This window comes from Martelella mediterranea, from assembly GCF_021021415.1.
Lineage (GTDB): Bacteria > Pseudomonadota > Alphaproteobacteria > Rhizobiales > Rhizobiaceae > Martelella > Martelella mediterranea_C.
On the sequence record NZ_JAINWJ010000011.1, the window covers coordinates 26550 to 52090 of the forward strand.

Below are 25541 nucleotides of genomic sequence, written 5' to 3' on the forward strand. Positions count from 1 at the left end.
GTAATGCGTATCGGCTGAGGTTCACTGCTCAAAAGGTCTTTGTGTGACCGGGGCCAAACAAGGCTCCAACTGCCATGAAGCCGCGCTGTTTCCAGAACGTCAGGGACGAACCGCTTGCTGATAGCGCTTGCCGTTTCACTGTCGTTTTGGCTCGGCCGAAGATTCCGCGATGGTTGCTTTTGCAAGGCGTTGTCGCCTTTGTTCTTGCCTCAATCGTTTCCTTTGTGTCCCGTTCTGCTCTGCTCGAAATTCAAGGCCAGATCGGCGACGGAGACGCTTCTGAGATGCGCTTCGAAGTGCTGCTGGGCCTTCAAAAGGGCGTTTGCTGTCGCGTCATTTGCCGCACGGGCAAGCAGACAGGTCGTTTGGCCGTCATCGATGCCGATGGCAAAAAGCGCGGGTGCATCGAGCGCCTGATAGATGTCGAGCAGCGATATCTCGGTCAGCGGCCTTGCGAGCGACCATCCCCCGCCATGGCCCTTGACCGAGACGACGATGCCAGCCTGGCGCAGGCCTGCCATGGTCCGGCGAACAACGGACGCGTTTGTGCCCAGCATCCGGGCAATCAGCTCAGACGTCGCCGGCGTTCGCATCCTCTCCAGGTGCAGCAGGGCGTGAAGCACGCGCGGCAGTCGGCTGTCCTGGCGCATCCTGTTTCCTTTCGTAACAAATGAACGCACGAGATATTGACGTGCGTGCAGTTATGGTACATTTGAAGATACATGACTTTATCAGGCCGCACAAATTCAAACCCCGATGGAGCAGCGTCAGATGACGAGATCGACCAGTATCGCCCGTTTTGCCCTGTTGGCCTTTGCCACGCTCTTGTGCCTCGCGCCGGTGACGGCACGGTCGCAGATCATGGACCGGACCGTGCAGGTGGGAGACCAGTCCGTGCGCTATCTGGCTGCGGGAACGGGCGACAAAGCCATTGTCCTGCTGCATGGCTGGCCGCAGAGCGCCGATGAGTTCAGGAAAATTATCCCTGACCTTGCCGAAGGTTATCACGTCTATGCACCGGATCTCAGCGGCATCGGCGACAGCACGGCGCCGAACCAACGCTGGAACAAGGCAGCGCTTGCCGGCGACGTCAAGGCGTTCGCAGATCATATGGGTCTGAAAGACCCGCTTGTTGTCGGACACGATATCGGCGGCATGGTCGCCTATGCCTATGCCAGGCTCTATCCGGACGCGTTGAGCGGGGTTGCCATCCTCGATGTTCCAATCCCGGGGCTCGATCCCGCCGATGCCATCGCGGCCACTGCGCACGCCTGGCATTATGATTTTCACAATCAGGTCGGCCTGGCCGAGACCCTGGTAGAGGGGCGTCAGGCAGCGTATTTCGGCTATTTCATCAACAAGGTGAGTGCGAACCCCAAAGCGATTTCGCGCGAAGACATCGCTGTTTATGCCAAGGCCTATGAAACGCCGGAAAGCCTGCGTGCCGGTTTTGAACTCTACCGCGCCTTTGACGAGGATGCGGCGTTCTTCAAGGCACAGGTTTCCCGCTTCACGGTGCCCATGCTTGTGGTCGGCGCCGAGTTTTCGACGGGCGGGGCGCTGCCCATCATGGAGGACTCCTTCGCCAGGCAGGGCGCAACGGACATCACAACCGTGATTGTGGAAGGCTCCGGGCACTGGCTGGCCGAGGAGAAACCCGCCGCCACGGTGCAGGCGATTGAGGACTTTGCTGCGGTCGTCTTCAACGACTAGCCTTCGCTGCCAGGCATGCTGTATCGAGCAAATCAGTAATGGAGACTGCCATGACGGGCTCAGTTCTTCAGCTTAAAGCAAGCTGTCATTGCGGGGCCGTGGTGATCAGCCTGGCCGCCAACCCTCGGAGGTGACAGACTGCAACTGCAGCCTATGCCGACGCTATGGCGTGCTCTGGACCTATTACGAGGCGTCCGAAATTACCAGGTTGCCTGTTGGCAATGCCTCCGAGACCTATGCCGGGAACGGACGACTTTCATCGCTGCAATGCCTGGAGACACTCGAAGGAGGTGCGCTACATCGTTTCTCCGGAGAGCGCTGACTAAACCCGCGCGATCCACCTTTTATGGCCTACAGAGCGGTAATTCAGGCGACGCGTCTCCGTTTCGCTGACGAAGGTCGTTTCGGTAATCAGGCTGAACACGAGGCGCGGAATTGCACCCACCATTCAGCCCTCCCTTGTGCTTCAGGTAATCGAAGTTCCATCAACAATCACATGGTCATAGTCCATGGAGCATTTCTCAATGCGGGCTTCGATCCGGTAGACGGCGCGGAGCATGTCAACGGTGACGACGTCGCGGGGCGTTCCGCAGGCCCGCATGCGACCATTCTCGATCACGATGACCTTGTCGGCAAAGCGCAGAGCCTGGTTGAGGTCATGGATCGCGATCAGGACGATCATGCCCCGGGTCTGCGCCTGCCTGCGCATGAAATCCAGCACCTCGACCTGCCGATGAAGGTCGAGGGCGCTTGTCGGCTCGTCCATCAGCATGATGTCCGGTTCGCGCGACAGCGCCTGCGCGATCGACACGAGCTGCCGCTGGCCGCCCGAAAGCGCGCCGAGATCGCGGAAGGCGATCGACACGATGTTGAGCGCCCGCATGATCTCGTCGATCAGCCTTGTGTCTTCGTCGCTCACCGACCATGATTTTCCCTGCTTGCGGGCAAGAAGGATCGACTCGTAGACCGTCAGCACGGCATTCGCCGATGTGTCCTGCGGCATGTAGCTGATGGCATTCTTCGTCCTGGAGCCCTCGACGCGCACTTCGCCCGGGCCCTTCAGAATGCCGGTGATGCGTTTGAACAGGGTCGATTTCCCGGCCGCGTTCGGCCCGATGACCGCAACCAGTTCTCCAGCCCTCATCGGCGGGGTCGTCACATCTTCAACGAAGAGCTTTCGGCCGTGATAGGCGCCGACCGATTGAAGCTGCAGGGCTACCATGAACGGCTCCTGTTGGAGATGATGAGCGAGAAGAAAAAGGGAACGCCGACCAGGGCGGTGATGATCCCGATCGGAAAAACAACGCCGGGAACGATGGATTTCGACACGATCGACGTCACGGACAAAAGCAGCGCACCGGACAGGATTGAGCCCGGCAGAAAGAACCGCTGATCCTCGCCGAGGATCATGCGGGCGATGTGCGGACCGACCAGTCCGACAAAGCCGATCGTGCCGACGAAGCTGACCGGTACGGCCGCCAGCAGCGAGATGATCAACATGGTTTCAAGCCGGATACGGCGGACATTGATGCCGAAGCTTGCGGCCTTGTCCTCGCCCAGCCTGATCGCGGTCAGGGCCCAGGCGTTGCGGACAAACAGCGGCACGGCGAGCACCAGAACCGCAAGCGTCACCCAGATCTTCGGCCATGTCGCCTTGGTCAGACTGCCCATGGTCCAGAACACGACGGCGGAAAGCGCCTGTTCGGAGGCGAGATATTGCAGGAATGCCAGAAGCGCATTGAACGAAAACACCAGAGCGATGCCGAGCAGCACCACGGTCTGCACCGTCACCCCGCGCAGTTGCGAGATGAAGTGGATGAAGAGCGTTGCGGCCAGCGCCACGATGAAGGCGTTGACGGGAACAAGCATGCCGGCGGCGACGGGGACGAGCGAAATACTGGTGACGATGCCAAGCGCAGCGCCGAAGCTTGCGGCGGCGGAAATGCCCAGCGTGAAGGGACTCGCCAGCGGATTGGCGAGGATGGTCTGCATCTGCGCGCCCGCGAGGGAGAGGGCCGCCCCCACCACAATCGCCATCACTGCGACAGGCATGCGGATATCCCAGACCACGGTGCGGACCTGCACGGAGACGGATGACGGGCTGAAGATCGCTGTGAGCACCTCGCCAAGCCCGTAGCGCGCCGGCCCCCAGGCGAGGTCGATCGCAAAGGACAGGAAAAGAAGCGCCGAAAGTCCGAAGAGGATCAGCAGCTTGCGCCGGGCAAGCGCGCGATATCGCGCGCCCCCCGCTTCAGCCTCGATCATGTCTATCGAAGCAACCATGATTTCGGCCTACTGCGCCGGCTTGATGTCAGCCCAGTAGCCCGGCTGGTAGTCGATCGGCAGGAATTTCTCGTGGAACTCCGCAAATGTCGCGTCCGGGTCGAGATCGGCAAAAAGCTCGGGGTGGAACCATTTGGCAAGCTGCTGGACGGCAACGAACTGGTACGGGCTGGTATAGAACTGATGCCAGATCGCATGGACATCGTCGTTCGCCACCGCCTTGGATCCGGTAAAGGCCGGATGCTCCATCAGCGTCTGCAGCACCGCGCTGTTTTCCTCTGCGGCGGGTGCGGAGCCCGGGCCGACATTGACGAAGCCGCTGGCATCTTCCGTATTGGACCAGTTGGCGCCGGTGATGACGATCACATCGGGATTGGACGCCAGAACCTGTTCGGCATTGATGGATCCGGTATAGCCCGGCAGGAAATCAGAACCGATATTGTGGCCGCCGGCCCAGTCAACCATGAGACCGAAATTGTCCGGGCCGAAGGTTCCGCAGCACTCCACCAGACCGGCGGCGCGGTACATGAAGACGTCAGGCTCCTCAGGTTGCGCCGCTTCCAGCGTGTCCGTGACCCGCGCCATCTGCGCGTTCCAGTAATCGGCGACGGCCTCGGCGCGCTCCTCATGTCCAAAGAGCTTGCCGAGCACTTCAAGGCTCGGTTCGGTATTCTTCAGAATATGCTCGCGGAAATCGATATAGACGATCTTCGTGCCGGTTTCCGCCAGTGTCGCCTCAAGCCCGATTTCATCCGCGGCTTCCTTGTCGCCGATCGGCAGAAGCAGCACGTCGGCATCAAGATCGACCACGGTCTCGATCGAAAGCGTGCCATTGGAAAGTCGGCCGAGGAAGGGAATGTCTGCGGCTTCGGGAAATTTCGCGACATAGGCGGAATAGCCGCCCTTGTCATTCATATACATGTCATTGCGCCATCCGACGACCTTCGCGAAGGGGTTTTCCTTCTCGATCGGGGCCAGCCCGTAGATCATCCGGCCCTCGCCGAGGATCACGCGCTCGACCGGTGCATCGAAGCTGACCGCACGACCCGCCACATCCTCAACCGTGAAGGACTGGGCAAAGGCGGAAAGCGGCAACAGGGACGCGGCGGCGATCGTTGAGCCTGCAAATAATCTCACCAAATTCATTCTGGAAAACTCCCTCATCTCATCGGATGAATTGAGGCTTATAAAACATGACTTGCTGAATCAAGTTTTATGTTTTAGAGCTTTTCCAAAGTGTTAGAGCGACATGAGTGTCTGATGAACGAGCCGAAGAGCAATTATTCCATCCGCGACGAAATCCGTGACTACTGGTCGGAAAGAGCCGGAACGTTCGATCAGAGCGTCGGCCACGAGATTTTTTCGGATGCCGAAAGACGAGGCTGGCAGCGACTTATTCGAAAACATCTCGGCGAAGGCCAGGGACGCCGCGCCCTGGACCTTGCCTGCGGAACGGCGGTGATCTCGCATCTGTTGCATGACCTCGGCTTCTCGGTCACCGGCTTGGACTGGTCCGATACCATGCTCGCTCTCGCGCGCGCCAAGGCGGAAAGCCGCAAGGCAGATATACGGTTCATCACGGGAGACGCGGAAAATACGCTGGAGCAACCTGGAACCTATGACGTGATCACCAACCGACATCTGGTCTGGACGCTGGTCGATCCGCCGGCAGCGTTTCGGGAATGGTTCTCGCTGCTCAAGCCCGGCGGAAAGGTTCTGATCGTCGATGGGAACATGGGCAAGACGACCTGGGTGAAGGGCCTGCAGACGTACTGGACCCGCATGACCGGTAAGGAGCTTTCCGGTCCGCTCAATGCCGATATGGCAGAGTGGCTTCGCGATATCAGGGCGAGGGTCTATTTCTCTGACCAAATGCCGGCCACCGCGGTTGCCGCGCTGCTGGAGGACGCCGGTTTCGAAAACGTCGTGATCGACCGCAAGCTCACCGATATCCACTGGGCGCAGGCCCGCAAGATGCCTGTGATGCGCGGCCTCGACCGAATGTTCCAGGAACGCTTCGCCATCTGCGCCGAGAAGCCACACCGATAGGATCGAGCCGCTGCTGGGTTCTGCCCTCTCTGATCAAAACGAGAGGCGGCGCGCCCCGGCCGGAGCGAACGTTGAAAAGAACGCCTGCGGCCAACAGAGCCTTTCGCATCGGACTGATGGCAGCACTCGACTATGACCACTTGGGATAAGCAGAAAGAGTATGATGGCGACGCTCAAGCAAGATGAAAGCGACTTTTCCGCAAATTGAGCATCGCGCGCCGCTTAGCAGGCACAACGGTCGTACAAACATCATGTCCCTCTCGAAGTTCACAAGCGGAGCGCTGACTTGTCAGCCCCTCCACCCCAAAATCAGATTGTCGGTTTGTTGGAAACTGAGGTGTGAAGCTTCAGCGGTCAACCGCCTGTGCTGGGGCTGGATTCCGGAGGTCGCCTTTATACCAATGGTCAGTGATTAGGACCCATATGATGCACGCTGGGATGGTCCCCGAGGGCGTCGAAATCCTCGCCGTAGCTATGGCTACGACTGCGGTTTTCGCTGACCGGCTTTCAAAATCGCTCCGGTCATATGAGTTCTAATCACTGTCCCTTGGTATTTAACGCTATCGGGATCCTTTCGAGAATTGAAAAGCCAAACCCTCGTGTGATGACCGCCATTGCCCGCGAATGCGCCGTTTCCATCTGGGATAGTGCCGGCAAGGCGCCGCTTCAGGCCTGTGCATCATACCGGCGATGTCGGCCTGAGCTGGCACAAATATGCGTTGTGGAGAGGCAAGTCCGACATGGACGCCGCCGAAATCGGGCAATGGACGGGGTGTAGATCCTGCAACGCACTTTGCACCAAGTCTCGCGGCCGCCGTGGAGATTGCCGCGATCCACGCGGCTTTCGAATTATGGCTCGACCGGGTTGATGGCACGCTTTGCAATATGCTCAGGCAGGTCACGACACAGTTCCGTGTTGACGACATCGCGACCGACTAGGTGAAGAGCCCCAGCGGTTGCCACGGTTGTTCACGGTTCATCAACTGCCCCAGACCCTCGTTTCGCGGATAATTGAGGCAGGTGCAAGCGAGTGGCAGGTCCTCATCGCAGTCCTGCTGTTGATCCCGTTCGTGCCGGAACGCCACTCAAACACCCGTATAAGGACGCGGTCGGCTTCCGTCGGCAAAGCGCGACAGACGGAAGGGATGCGGGTCGACGAAGGCCTGTTCTCCGGTCGCAAGTTGCGCCGCGAGTTTGCCTGCGGCTGGGCCGATGCCGAAGCCATGGCCCGAGAATCCGGTTGCCACCACCAATCCGCCGATAGCGGGCACGTCGGAGATCACCGGTATCGTGTCGGGCATTGCGTCGATCATCCCGGCCCAGGCCTGCACGACCTTTGTGTTCCCGAACGCCGGGAACCGGCGCTTGAGCTCGGCATGGGCGGTGCGAATGAAGCGCATGTCGGGCGCCGGGTCGAGGATGCGGCAGGCCTCGTAGGGCGAGGGGCGATCATAGGGTACATGCCGTTCGCGCTGAAGCGCCTCGAAGAAATCGCGCCCGAACCGGAGCGCGATATGGCGCCATTCCATTTCCAGGAGCGGGATGTAGTCCATCATGTAGCGGAAATGGGCGGGCGTGATCGGCGCCGTGTTGGAAAGCGCATTGGCGACGGTCAGGCCGCCATCCGAGCGCCGCCGGACGCCGAGCACGCCGTCCCAGAAATTCACGTCGGGGCCGTTGCTTGTCATGGCCTGCGTGCGGGAAACGGAGGAGCGCACGGCAAGTTGCGGCAACCGGATATCGAGGTCGGCAAGGATCCGGCGCGTCCATGCGCCGCCGGCCACGATGACGGCGTTGCAGCGGATTACGCCTTGTTCGGTGACCACGCCGGTCACCCGCCCGCCGGCGGTTTCGATGCCGCGCGCCGCGCAGTCGGTCACGATCGTCGCGCCCATGCGCCGCGCGGCCATCGCCATGCGCGGCACGGCCCATTGCGGCTCGGCGCGGCCATCGCCCGGGCAGAAGAGCGCGCGGGGCGGGGGCGACGTGTCGCCGGGAAGGCGTCGCGCGATCTCGTCCGGGCCGATCATGCTTGCGGCAATGCCCGCCTCGGCCGCGGTTTTGACCCAGGTCTCGTATTTTTCGGTCAGCGCCTCGTCGCGGGCGGCGAAGAAGGTTCCGCAGGTCGCAAAACCGACATCGGCGCCGATGCGGGCCGCCATGCCGCGCCACATCGCCAGGCTTTCGCGGATCAGAGGAAGTTCGCGCGGATCGCGGCGGCCCTGCCGGCACCAGCCCCAGTTCCGGCTCGACTGTTCGGCGGCGACCTGTCCCTTTTCCACAAGAGTGACCGGGTGGCCCTTCTCGGCCAGCTGCAGCGCCGCCGAGACGCCGATGATCCCGCCGCCGATCACCACGGTTTCGGCGGTATCGGGAAGGGCGGGTGGTTCGAATAGCGGAAGTATCGCGGGACCCATATAGACGTATCTCCCCGGTTTGAGCGTTCGGAAAAATTCCGGCGGGCTCAGATCTTTGCCGCCGTGGATTTCTGCAGCTTTTCCAGTTCCTTGAGGATATGCACCCAGCTTCGCGCGCCCCTCAGAACCCGTTCGACATCATAATGTTCGTCAGGTGCGTGGATCGCATCGCCAGACAGGATGAAGCCGATCACCACGCATTCGGCGCCCAGCATATCCTTGAACAACTGAACCAGCGGAATGGCGCCGCCGGAGCCGATCAGCCGCGTCGGTTGCTGCCATTCGGTTTCGAGGCCGCGTCTGGAGGCGGCAAGATACGGGCTGTCTTCGGCAAGCGCCACCGCCGAATTTCCGCCATCGCCATGGAACGAGACCGAACAGCCCTTGGGAACACGCGCTTCGACGTGACTTCGGAAACGCGCGCGGATCCGGTCGGGGTCCTGTCCGGGCACAAGGCGGAAGGAGAGCCGGGCCGTTGCCGTGGCCGGAAGAACGGATCGTTCGCCCGGGCCCTGATTGCCGCCGGTCACGCCATTGATGTCGATGGTCGGGCGGCCCCACATGGCTTCCAGCGTGGTATAGCCCTCCTCGATGATCCCGCCGGCGAGGTCGACCTCGTCGAAAAGCGCCGTCTGGCGCGACAATTCCCGCCAATCCGCGCGCAGGCCCGCCGGAATGTCTTCCACACCGTCGTAGAAGCCTTCGATCGTGATCCGCCCGGCATCATCATGGAGCCCGGCGAGGATGGCAGCGAGAATGCGGATCGGATTGGCCGCGACCGCTCCGAACAGGCCGGAATGGAGCTCGGGATTGGGGGTTGCCACCGTCACCCGCTCGTGAACGAGGCCCTTGAGCCGGGTGGTGATCGCCGGTTCGGTCGGCGACCACATCTCGGCGTCACATATGAAGGCCACGTCGCAGGCGAGCGCTTCGCGATGGGCGTCTATGAAGGCCGGCAGGCTTGCCGAGCCGGATTCCTCCTCGCCTTCCAGCAGAATGACGATCTCGGCGGGAAAATCGCCCTTGACGGCCTTCCAGGCGCGCAAGGCCTCGATGAAGGTCCAGAGCTGGCTCTTGCTGTCGGATGCGCCGCGACCGTAGAAGCGCGTCTTTCCGTCTTCCTCGACCAGCTCGGGGGAAAACGGGGCGTGGCTCCATTGCGCGCGCTCGCCGATCGGCTGGACGTCGTAATGCCCGTAAAACAGCAGCCGTCCGGCTTTGCCGGTGCCGCCGGCGCGGGCGAGCACGACGGGATGGCCGGCGGTCTCGATGATCTCGCTCTCGAACCCGATCGACACCAGTTCCTGGAAAAGCCAAGCGGCGGCGCGGAGAATGTCCGCCGCGCTTTCCGGGTCGCTGGAAATCGAGGGGATCGCGATCAGTTCGAGCAGTTTGGCAATCGACAAATCGAGATTGTCGTCGATGTTGCGAAGCATTTTTTCGGTGTCTGTCACGTCGATTCCCCGTCTGGCCGTTTGGGTCGCCACTGGTGCGTCTTCATGCCGCCCGCTGGGCTTTCTCGAGCATGGCGAGCAGCCGTTCTATGTCGTCCCAGAGCTCACGCTCGTCCTCCAGGCCGATGCTCAGGCGAAGAATGATGTCCGGTCCCGTCCACGACGTCGCGCTGCGAAATCCGTCGACTGACATCGGCGCCGCGAGGCTGCGCGTGCCACCCCAGGAGGCACCGATTGCGAAAATCTCAAGCGCATTCAGGGCCGCGGCGATATGCGGCGTGGCCGCGGCGCAGAACACCACGCTGAAGACACCGCTCGACCCGAGAAAATCGCGCTTCCAGAGCGCGTGTCCGGGAAAGCTCTCAAGGGCGGGATGCAGGACCGATTGGACCAGAGGATGGCGCTCGAGCCTGCGCGCGAAATCGAGCGCCACGCGTTCGCTGTGGCGCAGCCTTACGCCCAGCGTTTCGAAGCCGCGCAGCACCAGCGAGGCATCGTCCGGCGAGACGCCGATACCCATCCTGCCGATCAGGGCGCGGACGGGGTGGATCAGCGCCTCGTCCCTGACCGTGATCGAGCCCATCAGCACGTCGGAATGGCCCGACACGAACTTGGTGAGCGCCTCGGTGACGATATCTGCGCCATGGGCGAGCGGCTTGAAGTTGAGCGGCGTGGCCCAGGTATTGTCGACGCCGACGAGCGCGCCGCGGGCGTGCGCAATCGCAGCGATGGCGGGGAGATCGAGCACCTCCATCGTCGTCGAGCCCGGGCTCTCGCACCAGACGATACGGGTATTCTCTCGTATTTTGGCGGCGACATCCGCAGTCGAAAGCGGATCAAAGAAATCGACCGCGATGCCGAGCCGCCGGAGGTCGGTTTCAGCCAGGTCGCGCATCGGGGGATAGGCGGTGTCGGCGATCAGTATATGATCGCCTGCCGAAAGAAACGGCAGGACCGCGAGGGCATTGGCGCCCTGGCCCGACGGCGCCAGGAACGTCCATGCGCCGCCTTCAAGCTCGCTGAGCTTTGCCTCGAGCGTGCGTGTCGTCGGCGTTCCGTAGAGGCCGTAGGCATAACCTTCATGGCCTCGCTCCAGGCGCGATGCATAGGCTTTCGCGTCGGCAAACACGATTGTCGAGGCGCGATGGACGCCGACGCCGAGCGGCGAAAAGCCCTCCGTCGGGACGGACGGGGTCAGGACGCATTGGGTGAGATCATTCATGATAAAGGCCTTTCCCGGAGCGGAGGGCTTCAAGGGCCTGTTCCCGTCCAAGCGTCAGCTGGGCTGACGGAGATTACAGTCATGTGCATTTCGACGGGGCGGCGAACCGCCCTCTGTTTCCTTGAGCGCGGGTCAGAGCACCTTGGAAAGGAACGCTGCCGTGCGCGGGTTTTGCGGGTTGGCGAGCATTGTCCGCGGAACGCCCTCCTCGACGATCTGGCCCTGGTCCATAAAAACCAGATGATTGCCGACTTCACGCGCAAAGCCGATCTCATGGGTTACGACGACCATGGTGATGCCGCTTCGCGCCAGGTCCTTGATCACATCGAGAACCTCGCCGACCAGTTCGGGGTCGAGCGCCGAGGTCGGCTCGTCGAACAGCATGACGTCCGGCTCCATGGCGAGCGCCCGGGCGATGGCGACGCGCTGCTGCTGGCCGCCCGAAAGCTGTGCGGGGTAGCGGTTTTCAAAGCCCTCAAGCCCCACCCGGGTCAGCAGTTCGCGGGCCTTTTTGCGGGACCGCTCCCTTGGCCAGCCCTTGACGTGACGCGGGCCTTCCATGACGTTTTCGATGGCCGTCATATGCGGGAACAGGTGGAACCGCTGGAACACCATGCCAGTGACACGCCTCTGGGCGGCGATCTGCGCGGGCGACAGCGGATGGAAGCGCCCTTCGCGTTCCGTGTAGCCTTGCAGTTCGCCCTTCAGGAACACCCGGCCGGCGGAAATACTCTCAAGCTGGTTGATGCATCTGAGAAGCGTCGATTTGCCGGAGCCGGATGGCCCGATCGCGACGCAGACCTCGCCCTGGCGGACCTTGATATCCACGCCCTTGAGCGCGTGCACGTGGCCGTAGAATTTGTGGATGTTCTGCATCTCGACGCAGAAATCATAGCTCCTTGCTTCCATGGTTTACTCCGCCCTCGTGGGATAGCCGGACACGCCCTTGCCGAAGTGGCGTTCGAGATAGTGCTGGCCGACCATCAGCAGGCTGGTGATGGCGAGATACCAGGTGCCGGCGACCAGCAGGAGCGGGATCGGCAGGTACAGCCGATTGGCGATCGCATTGGTCGCGAATGTCAGGTCGAGCGTGAACGGCACGGCAAGCACCAGCGACGTCATCTTCAGCATGCCGATGGTTTCGTTGCCGGTCGGCGGAATGATCACGCGCATGGCGAGCGGCATCAGGATCCGCCACCAGATCTTCGCCGGTTTCATGCCCAGCGCCTCGGCAGCCTCCTTCTGTCCGCGATCGATGGAGTTGAAACCGGCGCGGAAGATTTCCGTCAGATAGGCGGATTCGTTGAAACCGAGGCCCAGAATGGCGGCAAGCACCGGCGTGACGACATAGCGCGTGTCGACGCTGATCAGTTCCGGACCGAAGGGGATGGAAAGGCTGAGCGTTGGAAATAGAACCGCGAATAACCCCCAAAACAGCAACTGGGTATAGATCGGCGTGCCGCGGAAGAACCAGACCCACGCATATGCGAGCCAGCGTAGGATCGGATTGTCGCTGTCGCGCATCACGACAAGCAACCCGGCGACGACGATTGCAACCGCCATGGCGACGACGGTCAGCAGCAGAGTCCATCCTACGCCGCGGATGACCTGCGGCGAGAACAGATAGCTGAAGTAGACGGACCAATGGAAATTGGTATTGTTGATGATCGCATTGCCGACTTGGAGCACGAGCACAGCCAGCACGATGACGGCGAGCCATCGGCCCGGATGAGGCCGCGGCACCACGACATTATGGGTGATATCGGGCTTTGTCTCGGAGACCGGCCGCAAGCCGGTCTCCATGTCTTTGATATCGTATGTCATGATCTCAGTGATTGGTTTCAGGGTTGACCTCGGCTTCCTCGACGATTGCCGAGCCAATGCCCCAGCTATCGAGAATCGCCAGATAGGTTCCGTCCGCAATCAGCGCGTTGATCGTGTCCGCGATCAGTTCGGCGAGCGCCAGATCGGGTTTGGCCACGGCGATCCCGTTCGGGCCGCTGTCACCAAAGGCGCCTTCGACGGGCTCCATTGTTTCCAGCCGGCCATCGGATTGCTTCGCGGCGTAGCCGATGCCGGCCTCGCCGGAGACCGTGGCATCGGCGCCGCCGACGGCAACGCGCGTCAGCACCTCGGTCTGCTTGCCGAAGGGCAGGATCTCGATCGCTTCCTCGCCGGCCGAAACGCAGGTCTCGTTCTCGGCCAGAATGGCGCGTTCGTGGTAGGTGCCGGACTGGACCGCGATCGTTCGGCCGCAGAGATCGGACGGGTCGAAGTCCGTCGGATTTCCGGTCCTGACGAGCCACATATCGCCTGTGATGGCATAGCTGACGAAGTTGACCGCCTTCATGCGCTCCTCGGTAACCGAGAATGCGGAAATGCCGAGGTCGAATTTGGAGCCCAGCGCGGGGAGGATCGCTTCAAACGCCGAGGTCTGAAAGTCGATGTCTACGCCTAGCTTCTTGCCGATCGCCTCGGCGATATCGACATCGATGCCCTCCGGCGTCTGGCCATCGTCCGCGCTCAGAAACTCCCACGGGGCGTAGGCCGTGTCCGAGCCGATCGTGAGCACGCCGGCCTCCTTGATCTTCTCCGGCAACCGGGCGGCAAGCGCCTCATCGACGGCAATTCCGGATGTGTCGTAATTCTGGGCGTATGCTGGAAGCGATGCCGTCGCCAAAAGGGCGGCCAGCGACATGCGGAGGAAGGATCTGTCCATCTGATTGTTCCCATCTTGTTATAATTTGGCCTTCGAAACTCGGGCGGTCTCGTTTCAACCATGCTCATACTATCAGGGATGATTTTCTCGCCGTCCAACAATAAGATTGGGCCACTCTATTCGATATGGTTATAGACATGGTTTGCGAGCGAATCGCGGTTCATTTCGCGCAAGCGACTGAACCGAAACGTGAATTTGCGGCAGGGGCGCCGGTTGAAGGCCGTTTCCGGTCTACCGGTCGCGTTCGACCGGGCAGGGGGCTCACACCTGAGAAAGCGCTGGCCTGCTTACGGCCGGCGTTTCATCTGCAGCGAGGGCAAACGGCTCATATCTCGGCCTTCAGGTCCGCGACAAACTCTTCCAGATGGCGGGAGGGGAGGCGGTTGGGCGGGGTGATGAGGAGCGTGCGGAAATACATTTCCGGCTCGAACGGTTTCAGCAGCAGTCCGCGGCCGAGATAGGGCTCCGCCGTCAACGGATCGACGAGACCGATCCCGATACCGGCCGCGACCATCGCGCATATGGTCGTCGAATAGGGGGTCTCGATAACGGTTTTCATTTTCACTCCGGCTGCCTGAAACAGCTCTTCGGCCTCGGCGCGGGTGGTGTCTTCCGGAGCGAGCGCGATGAACGGGTGGCCAGCCAGGTCATTGGGGCGAACCGTATCGAGGCTCTCGAGGGGATGTCCCTCGGGAATGGCCACCGCGACGCGGAAGCGGGCGAATTCGGTGAAGGTGACGCCGGTTTTGTCGATCTCGTCGGCGACGACGCCGAGGTCGAACTGCCCCGAGGCGACGAGATCGCGAACGGTCGACGACATGCGGGCCTGGAAGGTGATGGCGATATTCGGGTTGCGCGCCATGAAGCGTTTCATCGCGCGCGGCAATATGTTGGTCGACAGCGCAGAGAGACAGGCAATCCTGAGTTCGCCGGACCCGAAATCGCGGATGCGTGCGGCCGCGCCGCGCAGGTGCGCAAGGCCGAGGAAGGCATGCTCCACCTCCCGGAAGAAAAGCTGTCCTTCAGGGGTCGGGTGCAATCTTCCCTTGATCCGGAGGAAGAGCGCGAAACCAAGGGAGCGTTCCAGCTCCTGTATGGTCTTGCTGATGGCGGGCTGTGAAATATGCAGCACCTCGGCAGCGCGCGCGGTGGTGCCGTTGGTCATGACCACGCGAAAGACTTCGATCTGCCTCAGGTTCATCCACCGCTCCATCCATGCGTTCCTGCAAATGTCGGATGGCTGATGGACCCACCCACACACAAGCAGCAATCTGCCTTTTAGAACAGAACGGACTGATATCCCAACCTTCTTCACAGCGGGGATAAGGAAGGTGGGTGCGGCTTACCAGAAATTTATGAGAAACCCTTTTCCCAAACATATTTCTTTGTTATATGGATATGAGAAACCGGTTTCTCAAGGAGGAGATGGCGTGACGGATGCGAATGTTGGCGGGCGTGTTACGATTTACGACGTGGCCTCGAAGGCCGGCGTCAGCACCGCCACGGCTTCCAAGGCGCTCAATGACACCGGCCGCATGGCGGCGGAGACCCGCGCCCGCATCCGACGCGTTGCGGAAGAGCTGGGGTTCCGTCCCAATGCGCTGGCGCGCAGCCTCACCAGCAAGCGCAGCTTCACCGTCGGGCTTCTGACGGACGATACCTATGGTCGCTTCACCCTGCCGGTCATGGCAGGGGTATCCGAAGGGCTGATCGACCAGGGCGTTTCGGTGTTCCTCTGTTCGGTCGGGGGTGATCCCGCACTTGCCCGCATTCATCTCGATGCGATGCTCGACAAGCAGGTCGATGGGATCATCGCCACCGGCAAGCGCGTCGATCGGCCGCTTCCGGTCGATTTCTCGGCAGTGCCGGTGCCCGTCGTCTACGTGTTGACCGAGGGGCCCGCCGAGGCAATCACCCTGGTGCCGGATGAACGGCAGGGCGCGGGTGAGGCGGTGCGTCATCTGATAGAGCGCGGCTGTCGGCGTATCGCCCATATCACCGGCCCCGAACACTTTCTGGTCGTGCGCGAGCGCGCGCTTTCCTATCGACAGGCCCTGGAGGCCGCCGATTTGAGAGTTCCCGCAGCCGACGTCCTTTACGGCACATGGTCGGAGCATTGGGGGCATGAGGCCGTCGCGCGGCTCTGGAGCTTCGATGAACGGCCGGACGGCATTTTCTGCGGCAATGACCAGATCGCGCGCGGGGTAATGGACGCGCTTCGCGAGCGCGGCGAGGCCATACCGCAGGACGTGGCCGTGGTGGGGTTCGACAATTGGGAGATTGTCGCCGAGGAGACCCGCCCCCCGCTCACCACGATCGATATGAACTTGAAGGAGCTTGGACGCCAGGCCGGGCTCACGCTCGTGCGCCTGGTCAATGGCGAGGAGATTGAGAAAGGGCTTCTGCAGCTGCCGTGCAAACTGGTCGTGCGCAGCTCCTGAGCCTTTCGCAAGCGTGCATCGGGGCCGGCACGGAACACGGCCCCACATCGGAGGAGGATAGAAATGAAACCCGTTAAAATCGCGGCGCTGGCGGCGCTCGCCCTTAGCATGACGCCCTTCGGCGCTTCCGCCGAAACCTACAGCATGTGGGCGCGCAACAGCGGCGAAGCCTTCATGCCGGACCTGATAGAGGCCTTCAACGCCTCGCATGAGAACCAGATCGAACTGCAGATCGTGCCCAGCACGGAAATGGTGCAGAAATACGCCGTGGCGGCCGCGGGCGGCTCGGCTCCGGATTTCGTGTCGCTGGATCTCGTCTATACGCCGGCTTTCGCCAAGGCCGGGCAGCTCGCGGACCTGACCGAACTGGCCAGGAGCCTTCCTTATTTCGATCAGCTGTCGAAGGCCCATGTCGAGGCCGGCACCTATGACGGCAAGATCTACGGCGTGCCGATGTCGGCCGATGTCTCGGTGCTGTTGTGGAACAAGCGGTTGTTCCGCGAAGCCGGGCTCGATCCGGACAAGGCGCCGACCAACTGGGCCGAAATCGAGGACTATGCCGGCAAGGTCAACGCGCTCGGCGATGACACCTACGGCTTCTATTTCGCCGGCGCGTGCGGCGGCTGCAATGCCTTCACCTTCATGCCGCTGATCTGGGCATCGGGCGGCGACATTCTGGTCGATGACGGTAAGCGCGCCACCATCGACACGCCGCAGATGCATGATGCGATCAACTTCTATCGCGACCTGGTCGCCAAGGGATACGTGCCGGAAAGCGCGAAGACGGATACGGGGACCAATTTCTTCGGCGGCTTCGCGGCGGACAATGTCGGCATTTCGCCCATCGGCGCGTTTGCCATCGGCAACCTCGCCAAGAACTACCCCGATGTCGAATTCGGCGTGGCTCCCCTGCCGGGCAAGGATGGCGGCGTGTCCTCTTTCGGCGGCGGCGACAATTTCGTTGTCACGGCGGGTCGCGACACGCTCGGCGCGGCAAAGGAGTTCCTGGACTTTGCCTATTCGGTCGAGGGACAGACGCTGCTCGCCCGCCTGGGCAGCCTGCCGACGCGCGCCGATGTGGCCCAGGAGGCGCTTTCCGGCCTTGATGACCGTTACCTGACGGCGGTCGAAGCGATGGAAACCGCGCGCACGCCGTCATCGCCGGTCTACAACGACATCATCAATTCCAAGACCGGACCGTGGAAGCAGATGCTTGGCGAAGCCTTCTTCGGCGACGATGTCGACGGTTCCCTGAAGCGGGCGCAGGACACGATGCAGTCGATCCTGGACGCGTCCAACTGATCGCGCTTTCGCCGGGCGCCTGACGCGGCGTCCGGTCTACTTCCCGGGCGCCATTGACGGCGCTCCGGGCCCTTTTCCCACGACCCATGGAACAGGCGCCATGCCAGAAACGCAATTCACAACAGCGACGCCGCGCAGGCCGCGCCGGGGACGGGTGCGGCGCAAGCAGCTTGTCGGACTTCTGTTCGTCGCGCCGGCGGTTGCGCTGGTTACGGTTTTCTTCGTCATCCCGCTCTGCATGACCTTCTGGATGTCGCTTCACAACTGGCCGCTCATGGGCGCGCCGCGCTTCATCGGGCTCGGCAATTATGCCCAGATGCTGCATGACAGCCAGTTCTGGAGCTCGCTCCGCTTCACGGTGTTCTACACGCTCATCGTCACGGTCGTGCTTTTCGCGGTTGCCTTCCCGCTGGCGATCTTCGTGGAAAAGCCGGATGCGATGACCAGGTTCTACCGCACGGCCTATTTCCTGCCTTACGTCGTCGGCTTCGGTTCGGCCAGCCTGCTCTGGGTGTGGCTGATGAATGTCGATTCCGGCCTGTTTTCCCAACTCGCATGGCGGCTGGGCCTCACCGAAAAGCCGGTCAACCTGCTGGCGAGTTTCGACACAACCTTCATCTCGATCATCGTCATGGTGGTGTGGAAGACCGTGGGCTTCAACATGATCATCCTGCTCACCGGCCTGCAGGGCATCTCCACCGAGGTGCAGGAGGCGGCACGCGTGGACGGCGCTTCCTCCTGGCAGCGCTTCCGCCGCATCACGCTTCCGCTGATGCGGCGCACGATCGCGCTCGCCCTGATCCTGTCGGTCTCGGGCTCGATGCTCGCCTTCGACCAGTTCTACATCATCTCGGACGGCGGGCCGCAGAACCAGACGATCACCACCGTGTTCTGGATCTTCAGCCAGTCCTTCATGTCGTTCCATCTGGGCTACGGCTCGGCGCTGTCGATGGTGCTTCTGCTGATCCTGGTCACCATCAGCGTGATCCAGCTCAGGCTGCTGCGCAATCCGGAGGGCATGTGATGAGCCGCCGCAAGATGAAACTACGCCGCCAGCGGTTCCAGATGACCCGGCGCAACATGATTGGCCTGTTTCTCGCCTTCCTGTTCCTGGCGCCGCTCGCCTGGAGCCTGCTGGTGAGCTTCAAGACATCGGCGGAATCGCGCAAGCCGCCTCTGCCGCCATGGCCGACGACCGGCTTCAGCACCCAGAGCTACCATAACCTCTCCGATTTCGGCAGCGGCATCTGGACCTATACCGGCAACAGCCTCACCGTGTCGCTGGCGACCGTGGTGCTGTCGGTGGTGGTGAGCCTTCTGGCCGGCTACGGCTTCTCGCGCTTCCACTTCCCGTTCAAGAACGCGCTGTTCGTGCTGATCATCGCCACGATCATGATCCCGTTCCAGTCGGTTCTGACGCCGCTATTCGTCATCCTGTCGAAGCTTGGCCTGCAGAACACGCTGACCGGTATCGTCTGCGTCTACGTCACACTGCAGATGCCGTTTTCGATCTTCATGATGCGCAACGCCTTCGACGCCGTGCCGAAGGAAATCGAGGATGCGGCCCGCGTCGACGGCGCCTCGGTCATCAAGGTGCTCTACCGGATCATGCTGCCGCTGGTGCTGCCCGGCGTGGCGACGGTTGCGATCTTCGCCTTCCTCGCCTCGTGGAACGAGTTTCTGGCCGCCCTCATCCTTCTGACAGACCAGCAGAAATACACCCTGCCGGTGCTGATGGTCGCGGTTCGCGAGGGGCAGTACGGCACGATCGACTGGGGCGCGGTCCAGGCCGGCGTGACGCTGATGATGGTGCCGTGCCTCGTCGTCTTCCTGCTTTTGCAGCGCTACTACATCCGCGGCCTGACCGCGGGCGCCGTCAAGTGAATATCCAGATCAAAAAGGACTGACCCATGACTTCCTTCGACCTTCCCGCCATCAGCGGCTTCCGCCCTCCCGCGCTTCCCGATGTCGATGTCCAGGGCTTCTGGGGGGATCGCATCGATGCCGTCGCGCACAGGACGGCGATGATCCTCTATGATCGCTGCGTTGCTGCCGGCATGCTTGAGCAGATCAATCCCGATATTCCGGTTCCCCCGCTGCGGCTGCCCTTCCACACCCGGGCCGATGGCACGCCGGACACCGTCAATGTCCAGATGTTCTGGGATTCCGACGTCGCCAAGGTCATCGAGACAGCGGCCTACGCGCTTTACCGCACGCCCAACCCCGATCTCGAGGCGAAGACCGACGAGATCATCGCGATGTTCTGCAAGCTGCAACAGCCGGATGGCTACCTCAATTCCTGGTTCATCCGCATGCGCCCGGGCGAGCGCTGGACCAATCTGCGCGATTGCCATGAGCTCTATTGCGCCGGCCATCTGATGGAGGCCGCGGTTGCCTATTTCCAGGCCACCGGCAAGCGTGCGCTGCTTGACGCGATGTGCCGCTATGCCGACCATATCGGCTCCGTCTTCGGCCCCGGCCCGGACCAGAAGCCCGGCTATTGCGGCCACGAGGAAATCGAGTTGGCGCTGGTCCGCCTCGGCCGCGTCACCGGCGAACAGCGCTATCTCGACCTCGCGCGCTTCTTCATCGATGCCCGCGGCCAGAAGCCGCATTACTTCGACATCGAGGCCGCCGCCCGCAACGAGGACCCGAAGCGTTTCCGCCACGACACCTATGAATACAACCAGTCGCATCTGCCGGTGCGCGAGCAGACCAAGGTTACCGGCCACGCCGTCCGGGCGATGTATCTCTATTCCGGCATGGCCGATGTCGCCACCGAATTCGGCGACGACAGTCTCACGGATGCGCTGAAGATCCTGTGGGAAGATCTGACGGAAAAGCAGATGTATGTGACCGGCGGCATCGGCCCGGCGGCGAGCAATGAGGGCTTTACCGACTATTACGACCTGCCGAACGAGAGCGCCTATGCCGAGACCTGCGCTGCCGTCGGCCTCGCCATGTGGGCGAGCCGCATGCTCGGCCGCGGCCCGGACGGCCGCTTCGCCGACGTCCTGGAGCAGGCGCTTTACAACGGCGCGCTCTCCGGCCTTTCCCTCGACGGCTCGACCTTCTTCTACGACAATCCGCTGGAAAGCCGGGGCGGCCATCATCGCTGGACCTGGCACCGCTGCCCGTGCTGCCCGCCGAACATCGCGCGCACCGTCGCCTCGATCGGCACCTACATGTATGGCGTCGCCGCCGACGAGATCGCCGTCCATCTCTACAATGAAAGCACCGCCCGGCTGACGGTCGCCGGCGACAGCGTCACGGTCGAACAAAAGACCTCCTATCCGTGGGATGGGCACATCGATATCACGCTCGGCCTCGAAAAACCGCTCGCCTTCCGGCTGGCGCTGAGGGTTCCCGGCTGGTGCGACGGCGCATCGCTGGCGATCAACGGCGCGGCCGTCGAATGCGAGATAGAACGCGGCTATCTGCGCATCGAGCGCGAATGGCAGCCGGGCGATGCGGTGACGCTTGATTTGCCGATGCAGCCCTATGCGCTGCATGCCAACCCGGCCGTGCGGGCGGACCTCGGTCGGGCCGCGCTGGCGCGGGGCCCGCTGATCTACTGCGTCGAGGAAACCGACAATGCCGCCGGCCTTCACGAACTGGTCGTCGACGATACGATTGCGACGGCGAGCACAAGCGTGCTGAGCGCCCTGAACGGCGGCGTCGCCATCGACGTTCCGGCTCACCGAGAAGACTGGCAGGGACACGGCAACCGGCTTTACGACCGGCAGGCGCCCGGACGGCGTCCGGTGACCGCGCGCTTCGTCCCCTATCACCTCTGGGATAACCGGGAGCCCGGCGAGATGCTCGTCTGGGTCAGAACGTGAGATGAGCACATTATCTGAGGAAAAGGCCGATATCACCCTTCGCGGCGTGCGCAAGAGCTTCGGCGCGGTCGATGTCATTCACGGCCTCGATCTCGCCATCAAGGGCGGCGAGTTCGTGGTTTTCGTCGGCCCGTCGGGCTGCGGCAAGTCCACGCTGCTCCGGATGATCGCGGGGCTGGAGGATGTCACCGATGGAGACATTCTCATCGCCGGACGGGACGTCACCGATCTCGACCCCTCGAAGCGCGGCATCGCCATGGTGTTCCAGTCCTATGCGCTCTATCCGCATATGAGCGTGCGCCAGAACCTCGCCTTCGGCCTCGAAATTGCCAGGACGCCGCAGGCCGAAATCGAACGTCAGGTCGAGGCGGCCGCCGAAATCCTGAAGATCGGCCCGCTGCTCGACCGGCGGCCGGGCCAGCTTTCGGGCGGGCAGCGGCAGCGGGTCGCCATCGGACGGGCGATCGTGCGCAAACCGCTCGCCTTCCTGTTCGACGAGCCGCTCTCCAACCTCGATGCCGAGCTCCGGGTCAGCATGCGCATCGAGATCGCAAGGCTGCATCGCGAACTCGGCAACACCATGATCTATGTCACCCATGACCAGACCGAGGCCATGACGCTTGCCGACCGGATCGTCGTTCTGCGCGACGGCAGGATCGAGCAGGTCGGCACGCCGCGCGAAGTCTACGAGGATCCGAACAACTTGTTCGTCGCCGGCTTCATCGGCTCGCCGAGGATGAATATCATCGACGCGACCGCCGGTCCGGCGGGAAGTCTTTCCGTCGGCGGCCAGACGATTGTCGTCGATCCGACCGCCGAAGCGATGATCGAGAACACGCCGGTCAGGTTCGGCATCCGCCCGGAACATCTGGCGATCGGCGAAAACAGCGGTTCTTCATTTGAAGCTACGGTGGATTTCGCCGAATATCTCGGCGGCACGCGTTATCTTTACTGCCGTCTGCCGGACGGACAGGATCTCACCGTCGAACAGCGTGAGGGAGAGGATCACGCCTCTGGAGAGCGGATATGGCTGACATGCCAGAAGGGCTGCATGCGGCTGTTTTCGCCGGCCGGCGAACGGTTGCGGTGAACGGGAGGAGACAGCGACATGGATGCTGAGCGGCAGGGCGGAAAACGCCCGCTGATCGCGCTCGCGATGGGCGATCCGGCAGGAATCAGCCCCGAACTTGCCGCCCGGCTCGCGGCGTCGGAACGCGTGCGGGATGCGGCGCGGCTGGTCGTTATCGGCGACCGGCGGGTGCTTGAGGCGGGCGCGGCCGTCGCGGGGCTTGCGGCCGCCGTTCCCGAAATCACGGTCGAGGAGATCGGGAATGCGGTGACCGGGTCGGCGCTAATCGATCTCGGCAATCTCGATCCGGCCGACATCACGCCCGGCGAGGCCAGCCTTGCCGGCGGACGGTTCGCGGTCGAAAACTTCTCGCTGGCGTTGCGGCTCGGCGAGGCAGGCAGGGTCGACGGGGTCTGCTACACGCCGTTCAACAAAAAGGCGATGCGCCATGCCCATCCGGGCTATGACGACGAAAGCCGTTTCATCACCGAACTGCTTGATCTGGATGATGGCGGGGTGCGCGAGTTCAACGTGCTCGAGCGGATCTGGAATGCCCGCGTCACCTCGCACATTCCGCTGAAGGATGTCTCCGCGGCGCTGAGCGAAGAGGTAATCCTGCGGGAAATAGCCCGAACGGAGAACTGCCTCAGGCTCGCCGGGATTGAACAGCCCCGCATGCTGGTTGCCGGCCTGAACCCGCATGCCGGCGATGGCGGCAGCTTCGGCATGGAGGAAATCGACATCATCGGCCCGGCCGTCGCGACTGCAAGGGCGCGTGGCCATGATGTCGAAGGCCCGTTTCCCGCCGATACCGTCTTCGTCAAGGCGCTGAAGGAAGGCCATCATGCGGTGCTGACAATGTATCACGACCAGGGCCAGATCGCGATGAAGCTGATGGGTTTCGACCGCGGCGTCACCATGCTTGGGGGACTTGCATTTCCGGTCTGTACACCGGCCCACGGGACTGCCTACGATATTGCGGGCCAGGGCATCGCCAGTCCGCTCGCCGCGGAGGAGGCGGCGCTCTTGGCCGCGCGCATGGCTGCACCTGCGGCAACGGAGAGGAAACCGCAATGAGCGACGTGATTATCGAGGATCCCCGCATGACCGATCTGGTCGCGCCGGATGCCAGGCTTGAAAAGCTCTGGACCGGAGCGACATGGAGCGAGGGGCCGGTCTGGTGGGAAGACGGCGGCGTGACCTGGAGCGACATTCCCAACAACCGGATGCTGCGCTGGCATCCCGAGGAAGGCGGCACGGTCTTCCGCGAGCCGTCCAGGCACACCAATGGCCATACGCGCGACCGCGAGGGACGGCTCGTCTCATGCGAGCACTCCGGCCGCGCGGTCAGCCGCACGGAGGCGGACGGCACGGTGGTGACGCTGGTCGACCGCTACCAGGGCAAGCGGCTGAACTCGCCGAACGACGTGGTGGTCAAGTCCGACGGCACGATCTGGTTCACGGATCCGCCCTACGGCATCCTTTCCGACTATGAGGGCGTCAAGGCGGACAGCGAGATCGGCGCCTGCTATGTCTATCGTCTCGACCCGGAGACGGGAGAACTCACCGTGGTCGCCGACGATTTCGACAGGCCGAACGGTCTCGCCTTTTCGGTGGACGAGAGCCTGCTCTACATTTCCGATACGGGACGCTCCGATGCGCCCGACGGGCCGCCGCATATCCGCGTCTTCGAGGTGGAAGACGGGAGGCGGCTCAGGAACGGCCGGATCTTCGCCGAGGTTTCGCCTGGCGCTTCGGATGGCTTCCGGCTCGATGTCAACGGCAATATCTTCACCTCGGCGCATGACGGCATTCAGGTCTTCACACCCGAGGGCGAGCGGCTGGGGAGGATCCTTGTGCCCGAGATCGTCGCGAATTGCACCTTCGGCGGACCGGAGAAAAACAGGCTGTTCGTCACCGCCTCGACATCGCTCTACGCCATCGACGTCCTGACCAGCGGACTGCCGGGCCGATGAGCGGGGCAGATGCCGGCACGCTGGTTATCGTCGAAAAGAGCAGTCACTGCCTGAGCTTCTACGACCGGCGGACGACCGAGCGCCTTGACAGTATCGACCTGCCCCGCTACTCGCACGAACGCGTGGTATCCGCCGATCGGGCATTCGCCTTCATCGGTCACTACGGGCTGCGTACATCCGCCGACCATGGCGATGGCGGAAGCTCCGTCACCGTGGTCGATCTCGTGAAGACAGACATTGCCATCGTCTGCCTGGCCTTTCCGGAGAGAGCTGGCTCGGGAAATCTGCACAGCGGGGACAAGTGGAATTTCTGCCTGACTTCGGCTTAGAGTCATTCCGCGTTTCGCGGAAACGCGAAAAGGCTCTATCTCTTTGTTTTTACGCAATTCCGGACGGTGAACCGGTGTCCACTTCACCTGGAATTGCTCTAGATGCCATTAAGGAGAAGATCAGCAGCCTGACCTCTGGCCGCCGCGCTTTCGGTCGCCACAGCGCCAATCGCTGACGCCTGCACGCGCGTTGTCTATCACGGTCCGGAAGACCGCGTATTGACGGCACGTTCCATGGACTGGAGCCTGCCGATGCTTTCCAACCTGTGGGTGTTTCCCCGGCGTCCGAATACCCTAGGAATGACGGGTCAAAGCCCGAAATGTCGCTGTCAATCTGGGCGCAGTATTTCCTGGACAATTGCGGCAGCGTTGCTGAAGCGGTAGCCGATTTCGAAGCCAATCCTTTCGACGTGGTGGCTGCCGACGTTCCCGATCAGCCCGGACGCCTGGCGAAGGTGCACCTTTCCCTCTCGGACGCCAGCGGCGACAGCGCTCTTCTGGAATGGCTGGACGGCGAACTGGTCATCCATCATGGCCCGCAATACCGCACCATGACGAACGATCCGCCATACGATCAGCAACTGGCGGTGAAGAGCTACTGGCAGGACGTCAATCCGCGTGAGGCGCTGCCCGGCACAACCCGTTCTTCCGACCGTTCAAGGCGTCCGGGGCGAACCGCCAATGAAGTTGCGCGACGTTTGCGGGAAGCAGATTACGTGTCTTAG

24 protein-coding genes are annotated in these 25541 nt (G+C 62.3%); 12 read left to right on the plus strand and 12 right to left on the minus strand.

Features of this window, described 5'->3' with window-relative positions; all coding sequences use genetic code 11:
* Positions 1 to 209 precede the first annotated feature (209 nt).
* Complete coding sequence (locus K7H91_RS08990) at positions 210 to 650, minus strand: RrF2 family transcriptional regulator (RefSeq protein WP_230719889.1); 441 nt, start codon at positions 648 to 650, stop codon at positions 210 to 212.
* A 121-nt stretch (positions 651 to 771) separates the two neighbouring features.
* Between K7H91_RS08990 and K7H91_RS08995 the strand changes: the two genes are divergently transcribed.
* Positions 772 to 1713 carry an alpha/beta fold hydrolase gene (locus K7H91_RS08995; protein ID WP_230719890.1) on the plus strand — a complete coding sequence of 314 codons (942 nt, stop codon included), beginning with the start codon at positions 772 to 774 and terminating at the stop codon, positions 1711 to 1713.
* Between the two features lie 322 nt (positions 1714 to 2035).
* Here the strand turns inward: K7H91_RS08995 and K7H91_RS25545 are convergent, their stop codons facing one another.
* From K7H91_RS25545 to K7H91_RS09010, 4 genes are read right to left on the minus strand one after another with little or no spacing between them, the layout of a single operon-like run.
* Positions 2036 to 2161, minus strand: coding sequence for a hypothetical protein (locus tag K7H91_RS25545; protein ID WP_269066110.1), 126 nt, complete (start codon positions 2159 to 2161; stop codon positions 2036 to 2038).
* An 18-nt stretch (positions 2162 to 2179) separates the two neighbouring features.
* Entirely contained in the window at positions 2180 to 2935 is a 756-nt protein-coding gene (locus tag K7H91_RS09000; protein ID WP_230719891.1) for an ABC transporter ATP-binding protein, read from the minus strand.
* The gene (locus tag K7H91_RS09005) at positions 2929 to 3996 is read right to left on the minus strand and encodes a FecCD family ABC transporter permease (RefSeq protein ID WP_230719892.1); all 1068 of its coding nucleotides are present in this window, start codon (positions 3994 to 3996) and stop codon (positions 2929 to 2931) included. Before K7H91_RS09005 ends, K7H91_RS09000 begins: the two co-directional genes overlap by 7 nt.
* Before the next feature lie 9 nt (positions 3997 to 4005).
* The gene (locus K7H91_RS09010; protein WP_230719893.1) at positions 4006 to 5142 is read right to left on the minus strand and encodes an ABC transporter substrate-binding protein; all 1137 of its coding nucleotides are present in this window, start codon (positions 5140 to 5142) and stop codon (positions 4006 to 4008) included.
* Positions 5143 to 5256: 114 nt separating this feature from the next.
* Here K7H91_RS09010 and K7H91_RS09015 point away from each other — a divergent pair, with 114 nt between their 5' ends.
* On the plus strand, positions 5257 to 6045 hold the full coding sequence (locus K7H91_RS09015; RefSeq protein WP_230719894.1) for a class I SAM-dependent methyltransferase: 789 nt from the start codon (positions 5257 to 5259) through the stop codon (positions 6043 to 6045).
* A gap of 1085 nt (positions 6046 to 7130) precedes the next feature.
* Here K7H91_RS09015 and K7H91_RS09020 read toward each other — a convergent pair.
* The 7 genes from K7H91_RS09020 to K7H91_RS09050 form a co-directional block, all read right to left on the minus strand.
* Positions 7131 to 8462 carry an NAD(P)/FAD-dependent oxidoreductase gene (locus K7H91_RS09020; protein WP_230719895.1) on the minus strand — a complete coding sequence of 444 codons (1332 nt, stop codon included), beginning with the start codon at positions 8460 to 8462 and terminating at the stop codon, positions 7131 to 7133.
* A gap of 47 nt (positions 8463 to 8509) precedes the next feature.
* The gene (locus tag K7H91_RS09025) at positions 8510 to 9916 is read right to left on the minus strand and encodes a M20/M25/M40 family metallo-hydrolase (RefSeq protein ID WP_230719896.1); all 1407 of its coding nucleotides are present in this window, start codon (positions 9914 to 9916) and stop codon (positions 8510 to 8512) included.
* A gap of 43 nt (positions 9917 to 9959) precedes the next feature.
* Complete coding sequence (locus K7H91_RS09030) at positions 9960 to 11138, minus strand: trans-sulfuration enzyme family protein (protein ID WP_230719897.1); 1179 nt, start codon at positions 11136 to 11138, stop codon at positions 9960 to 9962.
* Positions 11139 to 11270: 132 nt separating this feature from the next.
* Entirely contained in the window at positions 11271 to 12047 is a 777-nt protein-coding gene (locus K7H91_RS09035) for an amino acid ABC transporter ATP-binding protein (protein ID WP_230719898.1), read from the minus strand.
* 3 nt (positions 12048 to 12050) lie between these two features.
* Entirely contained in the window at positions 12051 to 12962 is a 912-nt protein-coding gene (locus K7H91_RS09040; protein ID WP_230719899.1) for an amino acid ABC transporter permease, read from the minus strand.
* Between the two features lie 4 nt (positions 12963 to 12966).
* Positions 12967 to 13857 carry an ABC transporter substrate-binding protein gene (locus tag K7H91_RS09045; protein ID WP_230719900.1) on the minus strand — a complete coding sequence of 297 codons (891 nt, stop codon included), beginning with the start codon at positions 13855 to 13857 and terminating at the stop codon, positions 12967 to 12969.
* A 325-nt stretch (positions 13858 to 14182) separates the two neighbouring features.
* Positions 14183 to 15058: a LysR substrate-binding domain-containing protein gene (locus K7H91_RS09050; protein WP_230719901.1), complete on the minus strand. Its 876-nt coding sequence runs from the start codon at positions 15056 to 15058 to the stop codon at positions 14183 to 14185.
* 229 nt (positions 15059 to 15287) lie between these two features.
* Between K7H91_RS09050 and K7H91_RS09055 the strand changes: the two genes are divergently transcribed.
* The 10 genes from K7H91_RS09055 to K7H91_RS09100 all read left to right on the plus strand — a co-directional run bounded on the left by K7H91_RS09055 (position 15288) and on the right by K7H91_RS09100 (position 25541).
* The gene (locus K7H91_RS09055) at positions 15288 to 16298 is read left to right on the plus strand and encodes a LacI family DNA-binding transcriptional regulator (protein ID WP_230719902.1); all 1011 of its coding nucleotides are present in this window, start codon (positions 15288 to 15290) and stop codon (positions 16296 to 16298) included.
* Positions 16299 to 16361: 63 nt separating this feature from the next.
* Positions 16362 to 17600: an ABC transporter substrate-binding protein gene (locus K7H91_RS09060; RefSeq protein ID WP_230719903.1), complete on the plus strand. Its 1239-nt coding sequence runs from the start codon at positions 16362 to 16364 to the stop codon at positions 17598 to 17600.
* 100 nt (positions 17601 to 17700) lie between these two features.
* Positions 17701 to 18624, plus strand: a complete 924-nt coding sequence (locus K7H91_RS09065) for a carbohydrate ABC transporter permease (RefSeq protein ID WP_018064984.1) — start codon at positions 17701 to 17703, stop codon at positions 18622 to 18624.
* A complete protein-coding gene (locus K7H91_RS09070; protein ID WP_419197466.1) occupies positions 18621 to 19484 on the plus strand; it encodes a carbohydrate ABC transporter permease in 864 nt (287 codons plus the stop codon). Before K7H91_RS09065 ends, K7H91_RS09070 begins: the two co-directional genes overlap by 4 nt.
* Before the next feature lie 26 nt (positions 19485 to 19510).
* Positions 19511 to 21442 (plus strand): glycoside hydrolase family 127 protein, encoded by a 1932-nt coding sequence (locus tag K7H91_RS09075; RefSeq protein WP_230719905.1) that lies wholly within the window; start codon positions 19511 to 19513, stop codon positions 21440 to 21442.
* 1 nt (position 21443) lies between these two features.
* Positions 21444 to 22532: an ABC transporter ATP-binding protein gene (locus K7H91_RS09080; RefSeq protein WP_230719906.1), complete on the plus strand. Its 1089-nt coding sequence runs from the start codon at positions 21444 to 21446 to the stop codon at positions 22530 to 22532.
* Positions 22533 to 22550: 18 nt separating this feature from the next.
* Positions 22551 to 23588: a 4-hydroxythreonine-4-phosphate dehydrogenase PdxA gene (locus K7H91_RS09085; protein ID WP_230719907.1), complete on the plus strand. Its 1038-nt coding sequence runs from the start codon at positions 22551 to 22553 to the stop codon at positions 23586 to 23588.
* Entirely contained in the window at positions 23585 to 24487 is a 903-nt protein-coding gene (locus K7H91_RS09090) for an SMP-30/gluconolactonase/LRE family protein (RefSeq protein WP_230719908.1), read from the plus strand. Before K7H91_RS09085 ends, K7H91_RS09090 begins: the two co-directional genes overlap by 4 nt.
* Positions 24484 to 24816 carry a hypothetical protein gene (locus K7H91_RS09095; RefSeq protein ID WP_230719909.1) on the plus strand — a complete coding sequence of 111 codons (333 nt, stop codon included), beginning with the start codon at positions 24484 to 24486 and terminating at the stop codon, positions 24814 to 24816. Before K7H91_RS09090 ends, K7H91_RS09095 begins: the two co-directional genes overlap by 4 nt.
* Before the next feature lie 320 nt (positions 24817 to 25136).
* Positions 25137 to 25541: a linear amide C-N hydrolase gene (locus tag K7H91_RS09100; protein ID WP_230719910.1), complete on the plus strand. Its 405-nt coding sequence runs from the start codon at positions 25137 to 25139 to the stop codon at positions 25539 to 25541.

Excerpts from the sequence above, each read along its gene's own strand:
- K7H91_RS08990 (WP_230719889.1), bottom strand. The coding sequence starts at position 650 with ATGCGCCAGGACAGCCGACTGCCGCGCGTGCTTCACGCCCTGCTGCAC.
- K7H91_RS08995 (WP_230719890.1), top strand. The coding sequence starts at position 772 with ATGACGAGATCGACCAGTATCGCCCGTTTTGCCCTGTTGGCCTTTGCC.
- K7H91_RS25545 (WP_269066110.1), bottom strand. The coding sequence starts at position 2,161 with ATGGTGGGTGCAATTCCGCGCCTCGTGTTCAGCCTGATTACCGAAACG.
- K7H91_RS09000 (WP_230719891.1), bottom strand. The coding sequence starts at position 2,935 with ATGGTAGCCCTGCAGCTTCAATCGGTCGGCGCCTATCACGGCCGAAAG.
- K7H91_RS09005 (WP_230719892.1), bottom strand. The coding sequence starts at position 3,996 with ATGGTTGCTTCGATAGACATGATCGAGGCTGAAGCGGGGGGCGCGCGA.
- K7H91_RS09010 (WP_230719893.1), bottom strand. The coding sequence starts at position 5,142 with ATGAATTTGGTGAGATTATTTGCAGGCTCAACGATCGCCGCCGCGTCC.
- K7H91_RS09015 (WP_230719894.1), top strand. The coding sequence starts at position 5,257 with ATGAACGAGCCGAAGAGCAATTATTCCATCCGCGACGAAATCCGTGAC.
- K7H91_RS09020 (WP_230719895.1), bottom strand. The coding sequence starts at position 8,462 with ATGGGTCCCGCGATACTTCCGCTATTCGAACCACCCGCCCTTCCCGAT.
- K7H91_RS09030 (WP_230719897.1), bottom strand. The coding sequence starts at position 11,138 with ATGAATGATCTCACCCAATGCGTCCTGACCCCGTCCGTCCCGACGGAG.
- K7H91_RS09035 (WP_230719898.1), bottom strand. The coding sequence starts at position 12,047 with ATGGAAGCAAGGAGCTATGATTTCTGCGTCGAGATGCAGAACATCCAC.
- K7H91_RS09040 (WP_230719899.1), bottom strand. The coding sequence starts at position 12,962 with ATGACATACGATATCAAAGACATGGAGACCGGCTTGCGGCCGGTCTCC.
- K7H91_RS09045 (WP_230719900.1), bottom strand. The coding sequence starts at position 13,857 with ATGGACAGATCCTTCCTCCGCATGTCGCTGGCCGCCCTTTTGGCGACG.
- K7H91_RS09050 (WP_230719901.1), bottom strand. The coding sequence starts at position 15,058 with ATGAACCTGAGGCAGATCGAAGTCTTTCGCGTGGTCATGACCAACGGC.
- K7H91_RS09060 (WP_230719903.1), top strand. The coding sequence starts at position 16,362 with ATGAAACCCGTTAAAATCGCGGCGCTGGCGGCGCTCGCCCTTAGCATG.
- K7H91_RS09065 (WP_018064984.1), top strand. The coding sequence starts at position 17,701 with ATGCCAGAAACGCAATTCACAACAGCGACGCCGCGCAGGCCGCGCCGG.
- K7H91_RS09075 (WP_230719905.1), top strand. The coding sequence starts at position 19,511 with ATGACTTCCTTCGACCTTCCCGCCATCAGCGGCTTCCGCCCTCCCGCG.
- K7H91_RS09080 (WP_230719906.1), top strand. The coding sequence starts at position 21,444 with ATGAGCACATTATCTGAGGAAAAGGCCGATATCACCCTTCGCGGCGTG.
- K7H91_RS09085 (WP_230719907.1), top strand. The coding sequence starts at position 22,551 with ATGGATGCTGAGCGGCAGGGCGGAAAACGCCCGCTGATCGCGCTCGCG.
- K7H91_RS09090 (WP_230719908.1), top strand. The coding sequence starts at position 23,585 with ATGAGCGACGTGATTATCGAGGATCCCCGCATGACCGATCTGGTCGCG.
- K7H91_RS09095 (WP_230719909.1), top strand. The coding sequence starts at position 24,484 with ATGAGCGGGGCAGATGCCGGCACGCTGGTTATCGTCGAAAAGAGCAGT.
- K7H91_RS09100 (WP_230719910.1), top strand. The coding sequence starts at position 25,137 with ATGTCGCTGTCAATCTGGGCGCAGTATTTCCTGGACAATTGCGGCAGC.